The following is an 18674-nucleotide window of genomic DNA, read 5'->3' as shown; positions in this document are numbered from 1 at the left end:
GTTTGTTGCGATTGCGTAGTTTGTTATTCTCAGGGCACGGCCCTATGGAACCTTGAGGAACATTATGTCGAAGGATAAATATACTGTTCTTATTGTTGAAGATAAAACCGAGATTGCCTTTCGCATACAGTCGGCTGTGGAGCAAACAAATGAGCTTGAGGTTTGTGGCGTGGCAGGTGATGTCGATACCGGATTAAAGCATCTGTTTGAACTAAAACCGCGCATCGTCCTTGTAGACTTAGGATTACCTGATGGCTCCGGCGTTGAAATTATCAATGCTGTGTCACAATCAGATTGGCCGTGCGATGCGTTGGTCATCAGTATTTTTGGTGATGAGGGGCGTGTGATCGAAGCATTGCAGGCGGGCGCAAAGGGCTATCTTCTAAAAAGCGGCTCGCTGAAATCAATTGGCGAAGACGTGAAATCTGTGATTGAAGGTGGTTCTCCAATCAGTCCGCAAATTGCAAGGCATCTTCTTGAAATGGTGCAGATGTCCTCTGCTTCTAGTGACAATAAAACAGTTACCATTGAACTTACATCTCGCGAAACAGAAATTTTAAGCGCTGTGGCAAAAGGCTATAAGAGACGAGAAATTGGTGAGAAGCTCGGCATCTCCACCGGCACTGTGGGCAACCACATTAATAATATCTATCAAAAGCTAAATGTTGGTTCCAATACTGAAGCCATCGCGCAAGCCACGCGAATGGGCATCCTGTGAATTGGAGAACGTTAAAAACCGGGACGCTGTCCGTAGTATGGGTAGTACTCCTTAGTTTTGCACTTTATCTTGTAAATGTAGGAAAAATTTCGCCGATTGAAGGTTCGCAAATGTTGCAAACTGGGTTGCTATGTGGCGATGCGTCATGCTCGAACAAAGAGCCTGTCCAACTACCTTTTTTTGCCAAGGCGAGCGCGCAAAATACCATCATCTCTCAAACCTTGAGCTTTCAAATTGACCATGCCAAAGCCAACCATGAAGCCGAACTTGTTTTCTTTTTCCCTAAAGTCGCAGACGATTTTTCGCTCTCATTAAACGGTTTCATACTGCGTCAAATCGACGAACCGGGCCGCAATTGGAACCGACCGTCTTTGATCAAGATACCACCTTCATTTATCAACGAGGGAGCAAATGATTTAGACATTAAACTTTATGGGCAAGCGCAGGAAGGACTTGAATTACAACCCTTCTTTTTTGGTCCGCGAACTGTGATTGAACCGGCTTATAATAAACGGTGGCTTGGGCAAGTTGGCGTTTCTATTTTTACAATTGGACTCATGGCTGTCTTGTTCGCTGTGCTGGGTCTTGTTTGGTTAAGCCGTCCCAAAGACCAAACCTATATGTGGTTAAGCCTGTCATGCTTAAGCGCCTGCGTGTTCGTGTTCCATTATAGCGCAGATACAAGTTTCATGAACTATAAAGTCTGGACGTCAGCATGGGGCTTATCGGTTTCATTTTACGTATTCTGTATTATGAAATTTTTGAACAGATTGTTGGGTTTTGAAAGTCCAAGGATAGAGAGATGGTTTTTTTGGTTTCTTATACTGAGTGCTATTACATTGGCCTTGGTGCCAACCAGTCACACCTTTATGGCAATGATTTTTGTCAATTATGGCACCGAATTATTTGCCCTTACGGTATTGGTCACGTTCTGGATTAACCGACAATCGATAACCAAACTGGATTTCATTATTTTCTATGCGTGCCTGTCTTCATCGGCTGCGCTCGGTTTTTATGGCCTTGTTCGACTTACACTGGATGAACCACCACGCAACTTTCAGATATTCCAATTTATGCCAGTGGTGATGGCGGCCCTTTGCTTGTGGCTGATAATGTCACAATTGTTGCGTAATTTGCGCGGCTATGAGCAGCTCAATACGTCTCTGCAAGAAAAGGTGGAGCAAAAAACGGCAGAACTTGCGCAAAGCTATAAGCAGTTGGCAAATGCACAACGCGCAGAAGCTATTCATAGCGAAAGACAACGCATCATGTCTGATTTGCATGACGGCATTGGTGGGCAATTGGTCAATACGCTTGCCTATATGCAAAATAACGACAAGGGAGATGAGGTGATGCGAAATGCGCTGGAAGATGCTCTTCGTGATTTATCTCTAATGCTCGATAGTTTGGAAACCGATGATAGCATTGTTACTCTTTTGGGAATGTTGCGCACCAGACTGGAAACTCTGCTTGAAAAACACGGGCTTGAATTCGACTGGCAAATCGAAGATGAGCCTGTTTTGAAAAATCCAAGTCCGTCCAATAATCTGCATCTTACACGCATTGTCCAAGAAGCCATTACCAATGTCATTAAACACGCCAACGCTTCGGTGATCACTGTTTCGACCAATGCCAGCTCTGTTTTAATCAAGGATAATGGCAAAGGTTTTGAGCAAGCCGACAAAAGTGAAAGCGGCCATGGCATTACGGGTATGAAACGAAGAGCCAGCCAAATAGGTGCAAATTTAACCATTGAAAGTGATGCCGAGGGAACGGTGATTACGCTCAATTTGGGTTAAAACACTTTAAAATCCTCGCATCTATATGAATCCATACATATACATTCGCAAGCGCGCTATTTATAAAGTGTTAACCTTTTGTATCTGTTCACCTGTTTGCGGCATTCATGAAGCTTCCTCAAAAATTATTATTGTCGACTGCATTGACAGGGCTTATGGCCAGCGGCGGGTTTTTATTACCTGCCTCTGATACATATGCACAGACCATTCTTATAGATGGCACACAGTATTCATCGCCACTGACGCTCACTCAAAATTTGAATTTCAGCCAAATAATTACTTCGGATAGCGCACTAATTCAGTCAGCCAATCCAAATGCTGCATTCCCCTTTGCTCTCCAGGTAAATGGGATTGCCTCAATCGACAACTTCTTACCCAACTCGCTGACGATTTCAGCTCCTATCTATGTCTTTTCATTGGGCAAGGACCTTACAATCAATGACGCTGGTGATGGAACTATCATCTTAAGTGGTAACAATGATCTCTCGGACGCAAATGTAATAGTCAAGGGTGGCACCCTGTCTTTTCAAAACAGTGCTTCTTTTGGAAATGCTTCACTAGAATTAAGAGACGGTACTATTGATTTCGCTGATGGTTTCAATGCCGGTAGTGGCCGCGCTATCCAGATATCTTCTGGTAATCTGAACCAGTCACAAGGCATCGCAACTTTTGGTGCACAGTTTGCAAATAACGCGACTCCGTTGGCCTTCTACAACAAAACCGGTGCCGGCACATTAATCCTCAGTGGAAATAATTTCACCTACACTGGTCGACTCCGTGTTAGCGACGGCACGCTCGGGGCAGCGAATAATAATTCATTCGGCACAGGTCAGGTTATTCTCGCTAGCGGCGGATTACTGCTGGCTGATGGTGTTTCCATCGCTAATGCAATTCAAAGCAACGCTTTTCCATCCAGTATTGATGTGGCGACAGGCGACGCCGCAACTCTAACAGGCGATATCAGCGGAAACTCAGGACTTACTAAAATTGGCGGTGGTACGCTTGTTCTTTCTGGCAACAACACCTACACAAGCGCAACAACGGTTTCAGAAGGAATTTTGGCGGTTAGCGGCTCCAACCAGTCTACACTTTACCAAGCGGATTCAGGCGCCACCTTGCAAGGTTTAGCTGGCGTAAACATTCTCGACACGGCAGCTCTTAGCATCAGTGGCACATATGACGTGGACGCAAATGACACGATTGGTTCTGTCACCGGTTTTGGCTCAATTGATATCGCGAGTGGTCAAACGCTGACAACTGGTACCGCAAATACGAACACAACATTTTCAGGCGTCGTCTCTGGTGATGGTGCCTTGACAAAAACGGGCACGGGCACATTCACCCTTTCTGGCAACAACACCTATTTAGGTGGCACGACGGTTGCGGGCGGAACATTGGCACTTGAGCATAGTAGTGCGGCAGGCACCGGCACCATCACCACCACAGGTTCGGTGATTGATTATGCCGATGGCATAGATGTCTCAAACGCCATCAATATTAATTCCAATACCACGCAATTGCAGGTGAACACGGGTTCAGCCATTCAAAGCGGCGTGATATCTGAAACATCTGGCCCCCGTCCGCTTGAAAAGATTGGCAATGGTGCACTCACCCTTTCGGGCAACAATTCCTATACAGGTGCAACCACAGTGAGTGCCGGAATTCTGGTGCTGAGCGGTACGAACCAATCAACATCTTATCAAGTAAATTCAGGTGCAACGCTGCAAGGCTTGAGCGGCGTTGATATTCTCGACACGGCAGCTCTGAGCGTCAGCGGCACCTATGATGTCGATGCCAGTGATTCGATTAGTTTAGTCTCTGGTACTGGCTCAATTGATATTGCATCAAGCCAAATATTGACCACGGGCGCAGTCAATAGCTCATCCACTTTTTCAGGCGCCGTTTCCGGTGGTGGTGGCTTAACAAAGGTCGGAACAGGCACTTTCACACTTTCCGGCAATAATACCTATACAGGCACAACAACAGTAAATGGTGGAACAATCGCCTTAAGTGGCAGCAATGCCTCCACGTCCTATACCATAGCTTCTGGTGCTACACTGCAAACCCTTGCTGGTGCTGATATCTCTGACGCTGCAAGCATAGATATTGCAGGCACATTTGATGTGGATGCAAGTGATGCTGTCGGTTCTGTGGCGGGCACTGGCTCAATTGATATTGCGGCAGGCCAGACTTTAACGACAGGTGGTGCAAATACAGACACAACATTCACTGGTACTATCTCTGGCGATGGTGCACTCACTAAATCCGGCACAGGCATTTTCACCCTTTCGGGCAACAACACCTATACAGGTGGTACAAACGTAGACGGTGGCACATTAGCTATTACCAGTACGCTTGGCGGAGAGATTGATGTTAATTCCGGCGGCATCTTGGATGTGACCGGCACCATGACAGGCACAACGAACGTCTATACAAGCGGCACGCTGAAAGGCACGGGCATGCTTGCTGATGTGAATATCTTAAGCGGCGGGACATTTGCTCCCGGCGCGTCTATCGGCACTATCAATACGGGCAATCTGAAGCTCAATTCTGGCTCCACTTTGGAAATTGAAGTGGATGAAAACGGCAATTCTGATGTGGTGAATGTAACAGGTACCGTGGCTCTTGGTGGCTCAACATTGGATGTCAATGGAGCGGCTGGCACTTATACCGGTGCGCCTTACAATTACACCTTTATCACAAATGACGGTTTGGATGCTGTGACCGGCACCTTTGGCACCATAACCGATAATCTGGCCTTTCTTGAAGCATCGGTTGATTATGCAGGTGGTGACGGAAATGATGTGGTCCTTACCCTTACAGAAAAGACCAGTTTTGTAATTGCAGGCACACCGCAAAACCAGCAAAATGTGGGCCACGCACTTGGTAATGTTGATCGCACACCCGGGTCTGATGGCGAAGCCTTGATGCAGCAGATTGTTCGTTTGACCAATGATGAGGCAAGCCAGACCTACAACGATTTGTCAGGCGATATTCATCCAGCCAGCACACACACTATGTTTGATGTTGGTGGCAATGTGGGAGGTCAGATTGGGGCGCGCTTCACGAGCCTTTCTGGTGGCGGCATAGGTGCAGGGAATAATGGTTTTGGCTATACCGCTGCACTTGAAACGCTTAACAGTAATTTGACAAATGGTTCCTATTTTTCGACCGACTTACCTGTTCAAAATGGTGAAGAGATCGGCTATGGCTATACACCCGCCAACCCAGCCAACTCGGAAGTAAAATTGCAGCTCTGGGGCGGAATCTCTGGCTATTATGCCAATGTAGAAAGCGATGGAAACGCCCAAGGTACTGTATCATCTGGTTTTGGGGCAGTGTTTGGTGGTGACCTCACGATTGGCAGCCAAACATGGGGGGCAGCCTTTGGCTATGCCAAAACCACAACGCTCACCCACGATGACTTGTCTGAGCTTGGCACAGTCTCATTTTCTGGTGCGATCTATACACAACAAGAATTGGGTGATTTTAATCTCAATGCATTAGCTGCTTATACCTATCACCAGATTGATGGCAGTCGCACGATTTCTAACATCAATGCGACCGCACTATCTGACTATTTTGCACATCAATTCACGTTTCAGGGCGATATTAGCCGCACATTTACCTATGATCACAACAAGGACGTCACGCCATATGTTCTTGGGCGCTATATGAACCTTTCAACTAGCGCCTACACTGAAACTGGCGCAGGCGCGGCCAATCTCATTTCAAATGGTGAGGAATTCTGGTCGCTTGATCTGGTGCTCGGCGCTCGCATGGATATGGAACTAAACGAAGATACCAAACTGAGTTTTGGTGCAGGTTATTCTTATCGTTTTGGTGATAACCAGCCCGAAACGACGCAATCCTTCGCAGGTGGTGGAACATTTACAACGCAAAGTGTTAACCGTAATCGCCATAGTGCATTTTTAGACGCAGGCATTGAGAAGGCATTCTCAGACAGCGCAACATTTTTCGCTAAAGCCAACGCTGAACTCACCGACACCCACCAGTCCATCGGCGGTAATATTGGCTTCAAAGTGCGGTTTTAGAACGTGTAGGGAGAGGATGGATGTCTGGTTGGGGTCAGTCACAGAAGTATTCCAATCATTAAGTGATGTCTGGTCAACATTCAAATTTGGAACATAAAGCTTATATGGGATCTTTCATGCTTGTGCCAGAAGCGGAAATATGCGTCCGAAGGAAACTAACCATTTCAAATCTACCAATACGATGAAATCAACTAAAATCACTGCTCTTTAGCGCTGAATAACGCAGTAAATTCTCGGATCCTTTTTGCATTATTTCCTCTATCGCTGCGACCGACACGACCTACACTGCGAATATCAACTTTTGCTCCAGTGGAATTGGCAGAAACGACAACGACAACATCATCGACCAATGCAAAATATGGAGTTCGCGCTGTTGCTTCATAACGCATTGCCTCCGTATCCTTAGCTATAATTTCCCAATCCATTTTTTGCCCGACAGACAACGCCTTTGCAAAAGCTTCGTCTGGCGACATCGATGTTTCTATCGGTACAATGTCAGGATACGCTTTTAGCTGTAATTCAGCTGTTTTTACACCCGCATAGGTCAATGAATTTCTTGCGCCATGCCGATCGTCGTTCAATACGATAAATTCGGGTGGAGAATTTGTGTCTGTTGTAATGTCATTAATGGGAGGAAACCGCGGTGATGGGAATATCTGCGCACTGACCATTGGGGCAAGTAAGCCTAATCCTATCAAGCCTGCAAAAGCAGATTTGAGCCAACCTTTAAAACTGCCCTTCTTAATCATAAAAACAAAACTAATTCCTGTGAGGGCTACTATAATAAATCCAATCGGGTTTAGAAAACGTCGGATGAGCCCAACACCAACTATGGGTTCCCATAGCCCCAAACTTGCACCAAAAACCATTAAAGCAACACTAGCTACGCCTATAACAGCTATGGTGAGTGTGGCGTTTACAACAATCGACGTTTTATTACTCAACTTTTTTATCCCTTACAAAAACAATACGTTTTTCAATAACCAGCTCTTTTGGTTTCTGGTGTGCATATACAGACTATGCTCGTTTTACTTCGCGACCACAGTCCACTGTTTCACAGATGCATCAAGTTCTTTGCAAGCTTGGAGCGATAGTGCCCGTTTTACCCAAGGTCCAGCGGGTACCGTTTCTGACGCAACTGCAACGCAAACGTCATTGTCTTCATCCAATCTAATGGTTTGATCGGATTCATTGTAGACAAATCTTTGACGTGGATGATCGCTACATTCAAGCAAGGCAAACTCAGCTTTCTCATTGCCTAGTAGTACCTGCATACAAAATCCCTCAAAAGGGTAGGATTCAATTTGCAATGTGCTTGTGTTGTATTCAAAACGAGTATCGTTACCTCGAAAATTCCGAGGTTCGCCTGCCCTAGGTGGCTTGCAAGTATGCGTTTGCAATAGATCAGTTTTCCCAGCACCGTATGTGTCAATGCAGAATCCGTATCCATTTGGTTCATCAAAGTTCTCACTAAGGACGATGTATGGTGCTTCCGATGGCACTTGTGGTGCACCAGCGTGAGCGTTCGCCACCACGCCAAGTAGCATGGCAGTCAGTATCATTTTCTTCATAATGTCTTTCCTGTGGTTCATTATGAGGGCAACTTATCGAGTTTTTAATTTACTTTCAACCCAAACTGTTCTAATTAGAACTAATTATTTGAAAACACGCCCTATTACTTTCAATGCTTAGTCAGTTTTGGTAACAAGTACCCATGAAACAAAGACATCCCCAGATACATCCTTTCCTACATTCTGCCGCGCTAATTGAGAAACATCTTGAGAGCTTGCTAGTTCCCTTAAATATCCGTCACCGCCAGGCGTTAGTGCTGGATTATTTAAAAGAGGTTGGGCCATCTTCTCAGCGGCAACTGGTTGGTCACTTCGCTGTTTCACCAGGAACTATGAGTTCAATGGTTTATCGACTTGAAATGCTTGGGCTTCTTCAGCGAGAGACCGACCCAGCAGATCGGCGCTCCGATGTTGTTAATATTACTGCGGAGGGAGTATCAGCTATTGAAGGTGTCGCGGATATATGGTGCGAAGGCGATAAAACAGTCGAGGACATTTTAGGATCTGAAGATAGTAAGCTTTTCTTTTCACTGACTAAAAAACTGAGCAGGGCTCTCGGTGGTGGCCCTCCAGGCAAACTAAAATAGAGCAACATAATTTTGAAAGTGTGCAAGGTTAATCGAAAAAAAAGATTGGTTGACGTCATAACTGTTCGATTTGCATATACAAAATAATTGCAAATTACACGGTGATAAAGTGGTTTCTGCATTACCAATAATTAATGTGCATTAAACAATTCATTACTGTAGACGATGGAAAAATTTGTAACCGAAAACAACTTATTATCAGTTGCTGAGCCCATCAGAGAAACACAATGTTTTTCGTATTCTGAGAGCAATTAATGCGCGCTATTTTTGTCCTAGCGGTACGCTCAGAATCAATTTGCAACTCATTAAAGAGTAAAAAATAATGATAACTCATTGATGCGTTTTCATAAAGAATGTGAAATTAGGAGCTAGAGAAACTTTGAAAAAAATAACTGTTGCCATATTATCTGCAGGTGTTCTTGCCAGTGCTTACTTCATTGCTTTCGGCGTTCCAAAGCAACTTGCTCTATTGGGAAATGACGCAACTCCAGTAGAAAATTCTGCTTCACAAGGTCGAGGTCCGGGTGGCCCTCCTGGTGGTCCCGGCGGCCGTGGCGGTAGGGGCGGAGCGACAACCGTTGTTCTAGCTCCGCTGGAGGAACGGGAACACATAATTACTTTACATACTGTTGGAAGTGCTGTTTCGTTACAACAAACTGAGGTGATGGCGACAGAAGCAGGTGAAATTGTTGAAATCGCATTAAAGGCTAATAGCCAAGTCAAAAAAGGCGATGTTCTTCTTCGTTTAGACGATCGCACAGAACGATTGTCGCTTGAAATTGCAGAAACTAACAGAGATCAAGCACAGGCCACCGTTTCACGTTACGAGGAACTAAGTAACGCCGGTAGTGCAGTTGTAACGGACGTTGCACTTTTCGAAGCTAAAATTGCACTCCGATTAGCGCAAGCTAATGTAGAATTAGCTGAATTGGCATTGGAAAATAGAACAATTATCGCGCCAATATCCGGCCGCATTGGGTTGAGCAATATCAATGCGGGAGATCACTTATCTGCGGGTGAATTGATCGTGACAATCGACGATTCTTCGACGTTGTTGGCAACATTTGAGGTGCCAGAAAAGTCTATCGGTCTGTTGGCCGAAGGCGTTCCTGTTTTCGTCACGACGCCGACATATGTTGGTCGTGTATTTGAAGGCGTCGTCACAGCATTTGATAGCCGTTTAGACAGCGTGACCCGCAGCGTCACTGTCGAAGCTGAAATTGACAATTCGGAAGGCTTGTTGTTACCCGGCATGACATTTGCCACTCGCATGTTCGATGAAATAGAGCCGCTACCTGTGATACAAGCCACAGCGATCACATGGAACCGTTCAGGTGCGGGAATTTGGGTTGTTGAGGAAGGGAAAGCGAACCGAGTTCCAATAGCCATTCGATATCGAGATGGAGACCAAGTCTGGATCGAAACAGAAGCTTCCATTGGTGCTCAAATTGCGATTGAAGGCGCATCCAAATTACGCAACGGAGCACAAGTAGTCTCCGCGCAATCTGAAGAGGGTTGAGTGAATGAGCCTTGAAAAAAAGCGCACAAAGCCGGATTTGCAAATATCTTCGTTGCACGACCAATCCTTGGGATTGTTCTAAATCTTCTCATAATCATTGCAGGCCTTGCCGCGCTAAACAGCGTTGATATTCGCGAAATGCCAGATGTGGACCAACCTGTATTATCAGTGCGAACCAGCTATTCTGGAGCTGTTGCGAGCACTGTGGATACAGAGGTCACACAAGTTCTAGAAGATGCTTTGAGCGCTCTGGATGGCCTGTCATACATTGAATCTACATCAAGTTCGGAAACTAGTAATATAACAATTGATTTGTCAGATGGGACCGATGTCGATGTTGCTGCCAATGAAGCACGTGAGATTGTTTCAGACGCCTTGAGATCTTTACCCGAAGATATTGATGATCCGAGAGTGAGTAAAAACGATAGTAATGCTGATGCGATTATTCGCCTTGCATTATTAGGAGATATTAGTTTTGGTGAGTTAACAAAAATCGCTGAAGGTGCTATCTATGAGCGCCTGTCGTTGGTCGATGGTATTGCCGAAGTAAACATACGCGGCAATCGTTCAAATGAATTCCGTGTCACGTTAGATATCCCGTCGCTATTAAGTCGCAGTCTAACAATTTTTGATGTGTCAAATGCCCTGCAACAACTGCGTGACGACACCGCATTAGGTTCTCTTTCCACGACATCTCAAACCCTTTCATTGCGCGTTGGCAACGAAGAGGCAACGGTTGAAACCATTAATCAAATTCCGGTGAATGATACGACTCAAGTATCTGACATAGCTTTAGTCCAGCTCATACCAGAAGATGCAAATGTTTTTACAAGGGTTAATGGCGAAACGGCAGTGGGGTTAGATATAACACGGCAATCTGTTGGGAATACGCTGGAAATTTCGCGTGACGTAGCAATTGCTGTTGAAGAGTTAAGCGCCGAATTACCCGATGGTGTGCATCTATTGGTAACATCAGATGATGGGATATTTATTGAAGGGGCTATCAGCGAAGTATTGAAGTCTATTTTAATGGCTACAGCAATTGTGATTGGTGTTATCTTCCTTTTCTTGCGTTCATGGCGAGCAACACTTATCCCTGCGATCACTATTCCTGTAGCACTTATTGGCACACTTGCTGCCATTTGGATTACTGGCTTTTCGGTTAACACAATTAGCCTATTGGCGCTTGTTCTTGCCACCGGGATGGTTGTGGATGACGCGATTGTCGTAATCGAAAATATTGTTCGTAAACGTAAAGCTGGGATGGGGGTGTTTGCAGCAGCCGTTTCAGGCACAAATGAAGTTTTCTTTGCTGTTATTTCAACAACAGCAACTTTGGCCGCAGTGTTTATTCCAATTTCATTCCTCCCAGGGCAAGCTGGAGGTGTGTTCTCAGAATTTGGATTTGTTCTAGCATTCGCTGTGACGTTATCGTCGTTTACCGCACTTACGCTTGCTCCGGTATTGTCAGCTCTTCTTGATCCGGGTAAATCAGAAATAGACAGCAAAGAAATAAAACCAACTTTGCTCGCAACCACTTTTGATCGTGTGATGGATTTCGCGATCCGTACTCCAATTTTGATTATTTCGGTTGCTGCCGGCTTTGCTCTAATAGCAATTGGAGCAGCGGCAAACTTGCCATCGACAGTTACGCCTTCAGAAGACCGTGGCTTTTTTCTTGTGCAGGCACGGGGAGCATCAGATACAACTTTGGAGTATCTCGATACTCAAGTCTTGCAGCTGGAAAGCATCCTAAAACCTTATTTGGAAAGTGGCGAGGTCGAGACTGTACAGAGTATTATTGGTATCGGCGGGGGCACAAACGCATTTGCTGTTGTACGCTTACCAGATTGGAATGAGCGTGATTTTACGCAGCAAGATTTGATCGCCCAGGTCAGTAGTAAATTATCAACTGTGCCTGGGGTTCAGGTGAGTGCTAGATCTACTAATAGTCTTAATATTAGAGGGGCGGGTCGCGGCCTTAGTTTCGCTATTACTGGAACCAATCTTGAGGATATTACAAATGCCGCCGACGATTTAGTTGTTGCTATGTCGCAGAATGACACATTTTTAAATCCTCAACTTTCCAATAACAGTGTCGATGCCCAGTTAGAAGTAACAGTAGACGATGCTGCTGCTGGTAAAATGGGATTAAACAGCGCGGATGTTACGCGCCTTGTTCAAGCGCTCGTACAGGGTGATATTGCCGTTAGTGTTTTTTCCGATGATGTTGAAATTGACGTTAATGTCGTTCCGGGCGGTCCACCAATCAATGATCCATCTGATATTGCTTCCATGTCCATCCGCTTGGACAGTGGGGCTTACATACCGTTATCTGCTGTTGCCACTCTTCAAACTGTTGTAAGTGAAGCGCAAATCCAACGATTAGGTGGCGCGTTGTCATTGTCGTTGCAGGCTAACCTGGGTCAAGGTGTTGATCTATCAACTGCGATGGAACAACTTTTAACAATTTCCCACGAAGTACTACCTGATGGCATGAGTATTAAATTCACCGGCGAGGCAGCTACACTTGATGATAACGCATCCGGAATGTACGCCGTTTTCGGTGTTGCTTTGATCATAGTTCTCTTGGTTCTTGCTGCTCAATTTGAGAGTTTTGCCAGTGCAGTCGTCATCATGCTGACTGTGCCATTTGGCTTGGCTGCGGCAGTTTTGGCAATCTCAATTACAGGCGGTTCGTTGAACTATTACAGCCAGATTGGGCTTGTGATGCTAATAGGTGTGATGGCAAAAAACGGTATTCTTATTGTGGAATTTGCTAACCAATTGCGAGAGGCTGGCGAAGATATTGATAGTGCCATCCGATCCGCATTGCGTCTTCGTATTCGGCCGGTGATGATGACTATGATTTCTACAGTCTTTGGTGGCTTACCCTTGATTTTGACATTCGGGGCGGGGGCAGAAGCACGCATTGCCGTTGGGTGGGTCATCGTCGGCGGATTGGGATTTGCAACGATTTTTACACTGTTTTTAACACCGATATTCTATCGCTGGATTGTCGTTTGGGGTGTTTTGCCAGGAGCTGCTGCAAAGCGATTGCAGCAAGAGATCGAAGTTTGATCGTAGCTTTTAAAAATGCAATAAATTGCGAATTTCAGTGTATGCAAAGTCAGAATTATCAAGGTGATAGGTGAACTATTTAGTATCTTGATAATTCAGATAGCATTGTAAAATAACCACTCATCAATCCAATCACCCAAGCAGATGTTTTGGTTAGATGGCTACTGACTTGTTATAATCTAAGCTTATCGATCTTCGAGTGAAGAATGGTGTTTGTTTACCTCACTTTAATTCGTGACGTTATTTTGAACGTTGGATTAAATTCTTTTAATCAGTTCGCGTCTGTATTGGGCCAAAAGCTGACCACGGAAAGATAGTTTCTTAGGTCAGAATTGTGCCAGAAGGAGGCATGCCGATCTGATACAGAATGCATTTCAAAGTTGCTCTCAATTGTCTGCTTTGCGGAAAAAGCGCCCCTTACGTTTGATTGCCCAAATGTCCGCTTTATCAGATGCAATCTTGAACAGTGGTCTGCTGGCCGCTCGTTTTGCGGCGCAGAACCAATACCCCTGCCGCCACTATCATGATCATGCGGGTGATCGACGCTGTGGTCGGTACGGTGTCAAAAAACAAGATATCTCAAATCGCAGCAAAGACGAGATAGCTATATTCAAATGTAGTAACGGTGGATGGCAGTGCTGTTTGTTAGGCCCCCGCCAATAGCATATCAACGGTCACGGCAAATCCCGCTAGCAACAAGAGCACAAGCCAGTCAGTGGGATTAACCGTTGACCACTCCCCAAAAATATACGGATAAACCGCGACCATTTCACCATAAACTTCGCTTTGAGGTTTAGCGAAATCAGAAGCAGACTGACCACAGTACCCGCCAGCAGCATCATAACATTCTGCGATAGGGAAAGAGCGGCGAGAGGAACATTCTGACATCGCGTGCGTGTCGTAATGTGCGCAAGTGCGTAGAAGGCAGCACCCAAGATCGGAAGCAAGGCTGAGAGTGAGAACGCGTCCGTTCCCGGCTGCAACAATATGACCACACCGGCAAACCCAAGCAAAATCCCAATCCAACCGACAGGTCCGACAGCTTCCTTGATAACATACGCACAAAGCACTGTCACAAAGATAGGTGCAATATAGTTTGCAGCACCAACCGTCGATAGACTCAAGAACGGGATAGCCACATAAAACGCTAGAAATGTCATAGCGATAAAGAGTGCGCGTAGCAGTGGCCCTTTTGCTAAGGCGGCGTTAAAATGCCTTGATGAGCGCCGCGCATCCAGCTCACAGTCCGAAGCAATGGCACTGCGAGGACACCTCTTAGCGCAAATATTTGCCAAAGCGTCAGCTCGCTACTGAACAGCTTGAAGATAACATCTTGAATTGAAATTGTGAGCGCTGCTAAGACAATTTGTATCACCCCCCGCATGATGTTTTGGGGGCGGTTTTCAGCATTCGTGTTCAATATTGTTATCTCCATTAGCATCTGTGTATTTAGCACTGCAAAGAATACTAAGATTCCAATCTCTCATCTAGGCTGTATGCTTTTCATTCTTTAATTCTTGGAAAGCAGATATTTGTTGTTTCGCGATCAATACAAGTGTAGATATGCATCGATGACAGCATTGGGCCACTCTTTGCCGCAAACTGATTTGCAATCTATGTCCGGTCACCATTCAAACCCAGAACACAAAGCAGCAAGCACCGGAAATAACACACATGTACCTAAGGTTCTGAATTTGGCCCAAGGAGGACATTGACGGGACGTCGATCTTCTCATCGAAAATATATAGTGGAAGCCCTTGGCGAGCCCAGCCTTGCCAATAAACTTTATCTTTGCAATGTTCGAGCCGGACATCCCCATTTGAAGTCGACAGCATCAATGAAACGCCAAATTCCTATATTTCCTCCAAGGGGGATGCTTATTGCAAAACTCATATTTTGGGTTGTTGCGGCATTTTACAGCTATGGTGCACTGGTTCATGTCCTGAACATGCTGTCCCTAACAGGCTTTAATTGGATTGAAGCTCCTTTTAAATGGCAGATTCTTGATATTGTTTATCTCATTCTGGATGTTGTCGTCGTTGTTGGTCTCATTAGAAGTTCACCAATTGGCTTCACGGCATTTTTTGTTGCGGCTTTAAGCCAGATTTTTCTCTACACCGTTTTCAGGGATTGGGTTTTAGATGTGCCAACAGAATTTAAACCTACTGAAGAGGCTGTGGCCTATCTCAATTCGCTTGTGATCTTTCACATTATCATGTGCCTTGCCATGACACTTGCTTTGCTCTTTCGCACAAAACATGCAGACACTAAATGACATTGAATAACCAACTATCGGTTTGACAATCGTGTTGCCAACTAATGAACCATGGTACCGGAAGCCATGCCAAGATGGTGTGGCTGGTGGTGACCACCTGTCGCCATGAGGCCAAAAAAACCTAAAGCTTTGATACGCGGTAGCTGAGAAGTATCTTGCGGTGTAATTTTTAAAATAGCGCCTATGTCAGTCTTCTCACCTATAGCCGACCAGTCATTCATTTTGTCCAGTTCTTTGGCATGTGCCGGGACCATGTTTTGCAACGCTCTGAGTGATGGGCCTGTTCCTGTGGCGATAAATGTAATGCTGTTTTCGTCTACTTCCATTGAGGCGTTTGCACCAAGTGTTAATGCATCCATATCAACCAGATGCTCCCGAAGGGCATTGATATTCACCTTTGACCAATCAGTATTTGGATTGTTTTCGAGAATGGTTACGATCTCTGCTATTGCTGCAAAAGAAGATTGACCTTGCTCGATTGGAAATGCTGATACGTTTTTCTGATCCAAATGATGCGCTGAATGAGAGCCCATGTTGTTTGCAAATACATAGCCTATACCCGCACCTAAAATCCCAACAAAGACAACAGGTATAATTTTCAGAATTCGATTGGTCATGACATATCTCCTTTACTTTGAAGATATCCAAATTGTGATTGAACTTATATGATTTCAATCATATTCTTTAAAAATGCTGCCCGAACCTTTTAATGATATAACACATTCGGATTTCCAAACCTCAGAGCTACGTGCTGGGGAATATCTGTTTCGAATGAATGACAAAACACACTCCATATTCTTTATTCGGTCTGGCGAAATACATCTCCAGAGATACTCAGATGGCGGTGATTTAATCACTATCCATCGTGCATTTTCTGGTCAGTTTTTTGCTGAGGCAGCTCTATTTTCGGGGACTTATCATTGCGATGCAGTCGCTGCAAAAAACAGTATGATTGAACGCATCAAGAAGTCAGCGATATTACAGAAGATGAAGGAAAATACTGATTTCAGCTTTGAAGTTACGGCTTATTTCGCACGGCAGGTACAAGACTATCGACGCCTGCTTGAACTAAGATCAATTAAATCTGCGAAACAGCGAGTTCTCGCTGGATTACTCGAGGGCTGGCACAAGGGGAGTATTATTTCATTTGCCGCTCAGCTTGGGTTAACGCATGAAGCGACTTATCGTGCGCTGAATGAATTAGTGAATTCAGGGCGCATCATTAAAAGAGAACGAGGTAACTACCAATTGAAAAAGTAATCATTTTTAGCCGCCTCTTGACCTTCCTGTAGCTGGAGGGATTATTCTTTAGCTGAATAGGAATTTGGTAGGTTTACGATGAACATTCGAAATGCCGTCATATTGGCCTGTGTTGCTATTCTCGCTGCAGGCGCGATTTGGTACAATGCACACGGCTTTATGCCTTGGAATATGCATGATAACATGCCGATGTCACATCATATGAATGCTAATAATGCTCCGGTTGTTGCGGGGTTGAATATTCCTGAACTCAACACGATTGAAAAACTAGGCGAACGTCGTTTCAACGAAAATTGTGCAGTTTGCCACGGAAAGAATGCGGCTGGAAATGAAGGTGTAGGGCCACCACTTGTTCACATAATTTATGAGCCAAGCCATCATGGTGACATGGCTTTTCAATTGGCCGCAAAACAAGGCGTTCGTGCCCATCACTGGCCTTATGGCAATATGCCAGCTGTTCTTTCGGTGTCAGAAAATGATGTGACAAATATCACAGCTTATGTTCGTGCTTTACAGCGAGCCAATGGAATAAATTAGCCTTTACCAAATAAAAAATTGGAATAAACATAATGAAAAAACTAACTCTCGCGCTTACAACAATTTTCTTTCTGACAAGCCATGCGATGGCTCATTCGCCAATCAAATCAACATCGCCAGAAAATAATGCAATCTTGAACGAAGTTCCTGAGATGTTGCATTTAACGTTTTCAAAGCCTGCCCGAATTGTGAAAGTTGTCATGACGCATACCAATGGTGACGCTTCTCACGAAATGAAACTTGAATTACCAAGCAAGGAAATGGCCGATGAGGTGCATTTAACCCCAGAATTTATGGGTGCTGGTGAGTATGTCGTAGATTGGAGGGCTTTGTCTGAAGATGGACATACAATAAAAGGGAATTTCTCATTCATGGTTGAGGGTGGATAATAACCATGCTGGATATGGATATCTGGCTCCTATCATCTATTGTTGCCAAACTCTTTATCTATTTGACCAGCTTTTTAGCGGTTGGCTCATTGATGTTCCTGTGGCTTTTGAAACCTGAAACGAAAGCCATCAGAGGACAGTTGGTTAAGAATACCATTTGGGCTGCATTGCTTTCAATCTTACTTACCCTATTGCGGATTTCGCTTCAGGCAGGTCAGCTTTATGACGAAGGCTTCATAGGCATGATTGATGCTGACATGGTTCAAATCGTAACCGAAGGACCACTTGGCATTTCAACTTATCTTCGTGTTGCGGGATTGGTGTTATTGGTTTTTGCAGCTTTTTTATCGAATGTGCGCGTTCCACTAGCAATAATCGGAAGCTTGGCAGTTGCAGCATCCTTTGCACTCATTGGCCATGCAACCCGTGATCCCATTCTTTTGGGCGTATTGATCACAATTCATCTTTTGGCGGTCAGCTATTGGATTGGCGGCCTTTACCCACTTTACAAACTGGCATCGGATAAAAGCTCTCTTAATGAAGCTGGCGATATTGCCCATCGGTTCGGTCAGCAAGCAGCTATGATCGTACCGGTTCTGATTATTGTGGGTGTTGTATTCGCGATCGTTTTAACAGGCTCGCCTTTAAAACTCATAGGCACAGAATACGGTTTGATATTGGTTTTGAAGATTATGCTGGTTGCGGTTTTGTTGGGGCTTGCCGCATTTAATAAACTCAAATTTGTACCAAAGCTGCAAAACTTAAACGAAGATGCTGCGCATCATTTGCGAATTTCTATCCGATTGGAGTTTGTAGCTTTTGTATTAATTTTCGCATTAACCGCAGTGCTAACTTCCGCTGTTAATCTTCCGGACATGTAGGA

15 protein-coding genes are annotated in these 18674 nt (G+C 44.9%); 11 read left to right on the top strand and 4 right to left on the bottom strand.

Features of this window, described 5'->3' with window-relative positions; genetic code table 11:
- Positions 1-64 precede the first annotated feature (64 nt).
- The 3 genes from ACZ1GZ_RS14775 (at position 65) to ACZ1GZ_RS14765 (ending at position 6572) form a co-directional block, all read left to right on the top strand.
- A complete protein-coding gene (locus tag ACZ1GZ_RS14775; protein WP_472665654.1) occupies positions 65-718 on the top strand; it encodes a LuxR C-terminal-related transcriptional regulator in 654 nt (217 codons plus the stop codon).
- Positions 715-2517, top strand: a complete 1803-nt coding sequence (locus ACZ1GZ_RS14770; RefSeq protein ID WP_472665653.1) for a sensor histidine kinase — start codon at positions 715-717, stop codon at positions 2515-2517. The genes ACZ1GZ_RS14775 and ACZ1GZ_RS14770 overlap by 4 nt, the downstream gene beginning before the upstream one ends.
- 107 nt (positions 2518-2624) lie before the next feature.
- Positions 2625-6572 (top strand): autotransporter-associated beta strand repeat-containing protein, encoded by a 3948-nt coding sequence (locus ACZ1GZ_RS14765; RefSeq protein ID WP_472665652.1) that lies wholly within the window; start codon positions 2625-2627, stop codon positions 6570-6572.
- Positions 6573-6769: 197 nt separating this feature from the next.
- On the opposite strand, the gene ACZ1GZ_RS14760 is transcribed toward ACZ1GZ_RS14765, so the two are convergent.
- Together ACZ1GZ_RS14760 and ACZ1GZ_RS14755 are read right to left on the bottom strand one after the other, a co-directional pair.
- Positions 6770-7516 (bottom strand): DUF1499 domain-containing protein, encoded by a 747-nt coding sequence (locus tag ACZ1GZ_RS14760; protein WP_472665651.1) that lies wholly within the window; start codon positions 7514-7516, stop codon positions 6770-6772.
- A gap of 84 nt (positions 7517-7600) precedes the next feature.
- Entirely contained in the window at positions 7601-8143 is a 543-nt protein-coding gene (locus tag ACZ1GZ_RS14755; protein ID WP_472665650.1) for a hypothetical protein, read from the bottom strand.
- 143 nt (positions 8144-8286) lie between these two features.
- Here ACZ1GZ_RS14755 and ACZ1GZ_RS14750 point away from each other — a divergent pair, with 143 nt between their 5' ends.
- The 3 genes from ACZ1GZ_RS14750 to ACZ1GZ_RS14740 all read left to right on the top strand — a co-directional run bounded on the left by ACZ1GZ_RS14750 (position 8287) and on the right by ACZ1GZ_RS14740 (position 13330).
- On the top strand, positions 8287-8730 hold the full coding sequence (locus ACZ1GZ_RS14750) for a MarR family winged helix-turn-helix transcriptional regulator (RefSeq protein ID WP_472665649.1): 444 nt from the start codon (positions 8287-8289) through the stop codon (positions 8728-8730).
- Positions 8731-9109: 379 nt separating this feature from the next.
- On the top strand, positions 9110-10249 hold the full coding sequence (locus ACZ1GZ_RS14745) for an efflux RND transporter periplasmic adaptor subunit (protein WP_472665648.1): 1140 nt from the start codon (positions 9110-9112) through the stop codon (positions 10247-10249).
- Positions 10250-10294: 45 nt separating this feature from the next.
- Positions 10295-13330 (top strand): efflux RND transporter permease subunit, encoded by a 3036-nt coding sequence (locus tag ACZ1GZ_RS14740; RefSeq protein WP_472668319.1) that lies wholly within the window; start codon positions 10295-10297, stop codon positions 13328-13330.
- Positions 13331-14019: 689 nt separating this feature from the next.
- Here the strand turns inward: ACZ1GZ_RS14740 and ACZ1GZ_RS14735 are convergent.
- Positions 14020-14625, bottom strand: a complete 606-nt coding sequence (locus tag ACZ1GZ_RS14735; RefSeq protein ID WP_472665647.1) for a DMT family transporter — start codon at positions 14623-14625, stop codon at positions 14020-14022.
- Between the two features lie 578 nt (positions 14626-15203).
- Here ACZ1GZ_RS14735 and ACZ1GZ_RS14730 point away from each other — a divergent pair.
- Entirely contained in the window at positions 15204-15605 is a 402-nt protein-coding gene (locus tag ACZ1GZ_RS14730) for a hypothetical protein (protein WP_472665646.1), read from the top strand.
- Between the two features lie 41 nt (positions 15606-15646).
- Here ACZ1GZ_RS14730 and ACZ1GZ_RS14725 read toward each other — a convergent pair whose 3' ends face one another.
- Complete coding sequence (locus tag ACZ1GZ_RS14725; protein ID WP_472665645.1) at positions 15647-16222, bottom strand: hypothetical protein; 576 nt, start codon at positions 16220-16222, stop codon at positions 15647-15649.
- Positions 16223-16295: 73 nt separating this feature from the next.
- Here ACZ1GZ_RS14725 and ACZ1GZ_RS14720 point away from each other — a divergent pair, with 73 nt between their 5' ends.
- The 4 genes from ACZ1GZ_RS14720 (at position 16296) to ACZ1GZ_RS14705 (ending at position 18672) form a co-directional block, all read left to right on the top strand.
- Positions 16296-16865 (top strand): Crp/Fnr family transcriptional regulator, encoded by a 570-nt coding sequence (locus ACZ1GZ_RS14720; RefSeq protein ID WP_472665644.1) that lies wholly within the window; start codon positions 16296-16298, stop codon positions 16863-16865.
- 78 nt (positions 16866-16943) lie between these two features.
- On the top strand, positions 16944-17402 hold the full coding sequence (locus ACZ1GZ_RS14715; RefSeq protein ID WP_472665643.1) for a c-type cytochrome: 459 nt from the start codon (positions 16944-16946) through the stop codon (positions 17400-17402).
- A gap of 32 nt (positions 17403-17434) precedes the next feature.
- A complete protein-coding gene (locus tag ACZ1GZ_RS14710; protein WP_472665642.1) occupies positions 17435-17791 on the top strand; it encodes a copper resistance CopC family protein in 357 nt (118 codons plus the stop codon).
- Between the two features lie 5 nt (positions 17792-17796).
- Positions 17797-18672, top strand: a complete 876-nt coding sequence (locus tag ACZ1GZ_RS14705; RefSeq protein ID WP_472665641.1) for a copper resistance D family protein — start codon at positions 17797-17799, stop codon at positions 18670-18672.
- Positions 18673-18674 lie beyond the last annotated feature (2 nt).

The organism is Lentilitoribacter sp. JB5-8, assembly GCF_055693385.1.
Note: the sequence above shows the minus strand (reverse complement) of the source record. Positions and strands in the feature narration are given on the sequence as shown.

Bases quoted from the DNA above. Each gene is read 5' to 3' on its own strand.
- ACZ1GZ_RS14765 (WP_472665652.1), top strand. From the start codon at position 2,625: ATGAAGCTTCCTCAAAAATTATTATTGTCGACTGCATTGACAGGGCTT.
- ACZ1GZ_RS14705 (WP_472665641.1), top strand. From the start codon at position 17,797: ATGCTGGATATGGATATCTGGCTCCTATCATCTATTGTTGCCAAACTC.
- ACZ1GZ_RS14755 (WP_472665650.1), bottom strand. From the start codon at position 8,143: ATGAAGAAAATGATACTGACTGCCATGCTACTTGGCGTGGTGGCGAAC.
- ACZ1GZ_RS14710 (WP_472665642.1), top strand. From the start codon at position 17,435: ATGAAAAAACTAACTCTCGCGCTTACAACAATTTTCTTTCTGACAAGC.
- ACZ1GZ_RS14720 (WP_472665644.1), top strand. From the start codon at position 16,296: ATGCTGCCCGAACCTTTTAATGATATAACACATTCGGATTTCCAAACC.
- ACZ1GZ_RS14750 (WP_472665649.1), top strand. From the start codon at position 8,287: ATGAAACAAAGACATCCCCAGATACATCCTTTCCTACATTCTGCCGCG.
- ACZ1GZ_RS14725 (WP_472665645.1), bottom strand. From the start codon at position 16,222: ATGACCAATCGAATTCTGAAAATTATACCTGTTGTCTTTGTTGGGATT.
- ACZ1GZ_RS14775 (WP_472665654.1), top strand. From the start codon at position 65: ATGTCGAAGGATAAATATACTGTTCTTATTGTTGAAGATAAAACCGAG.
- ACZ1GZ_RS14715 (WP_472665643.1), top strand. From the start codon at position 16,944: ATGAACATTCGAAATGCCGTCATATTGGCCTGTGTTGCTATTCTCGCT.
- ACZ1GZ_RS14730 (WP_472665646.1), top strand. From the start codon at position 15,204: ATGCTTATTGCAAAACTCATATTTTGGGTTGTTGCGGCATTTTACAGC.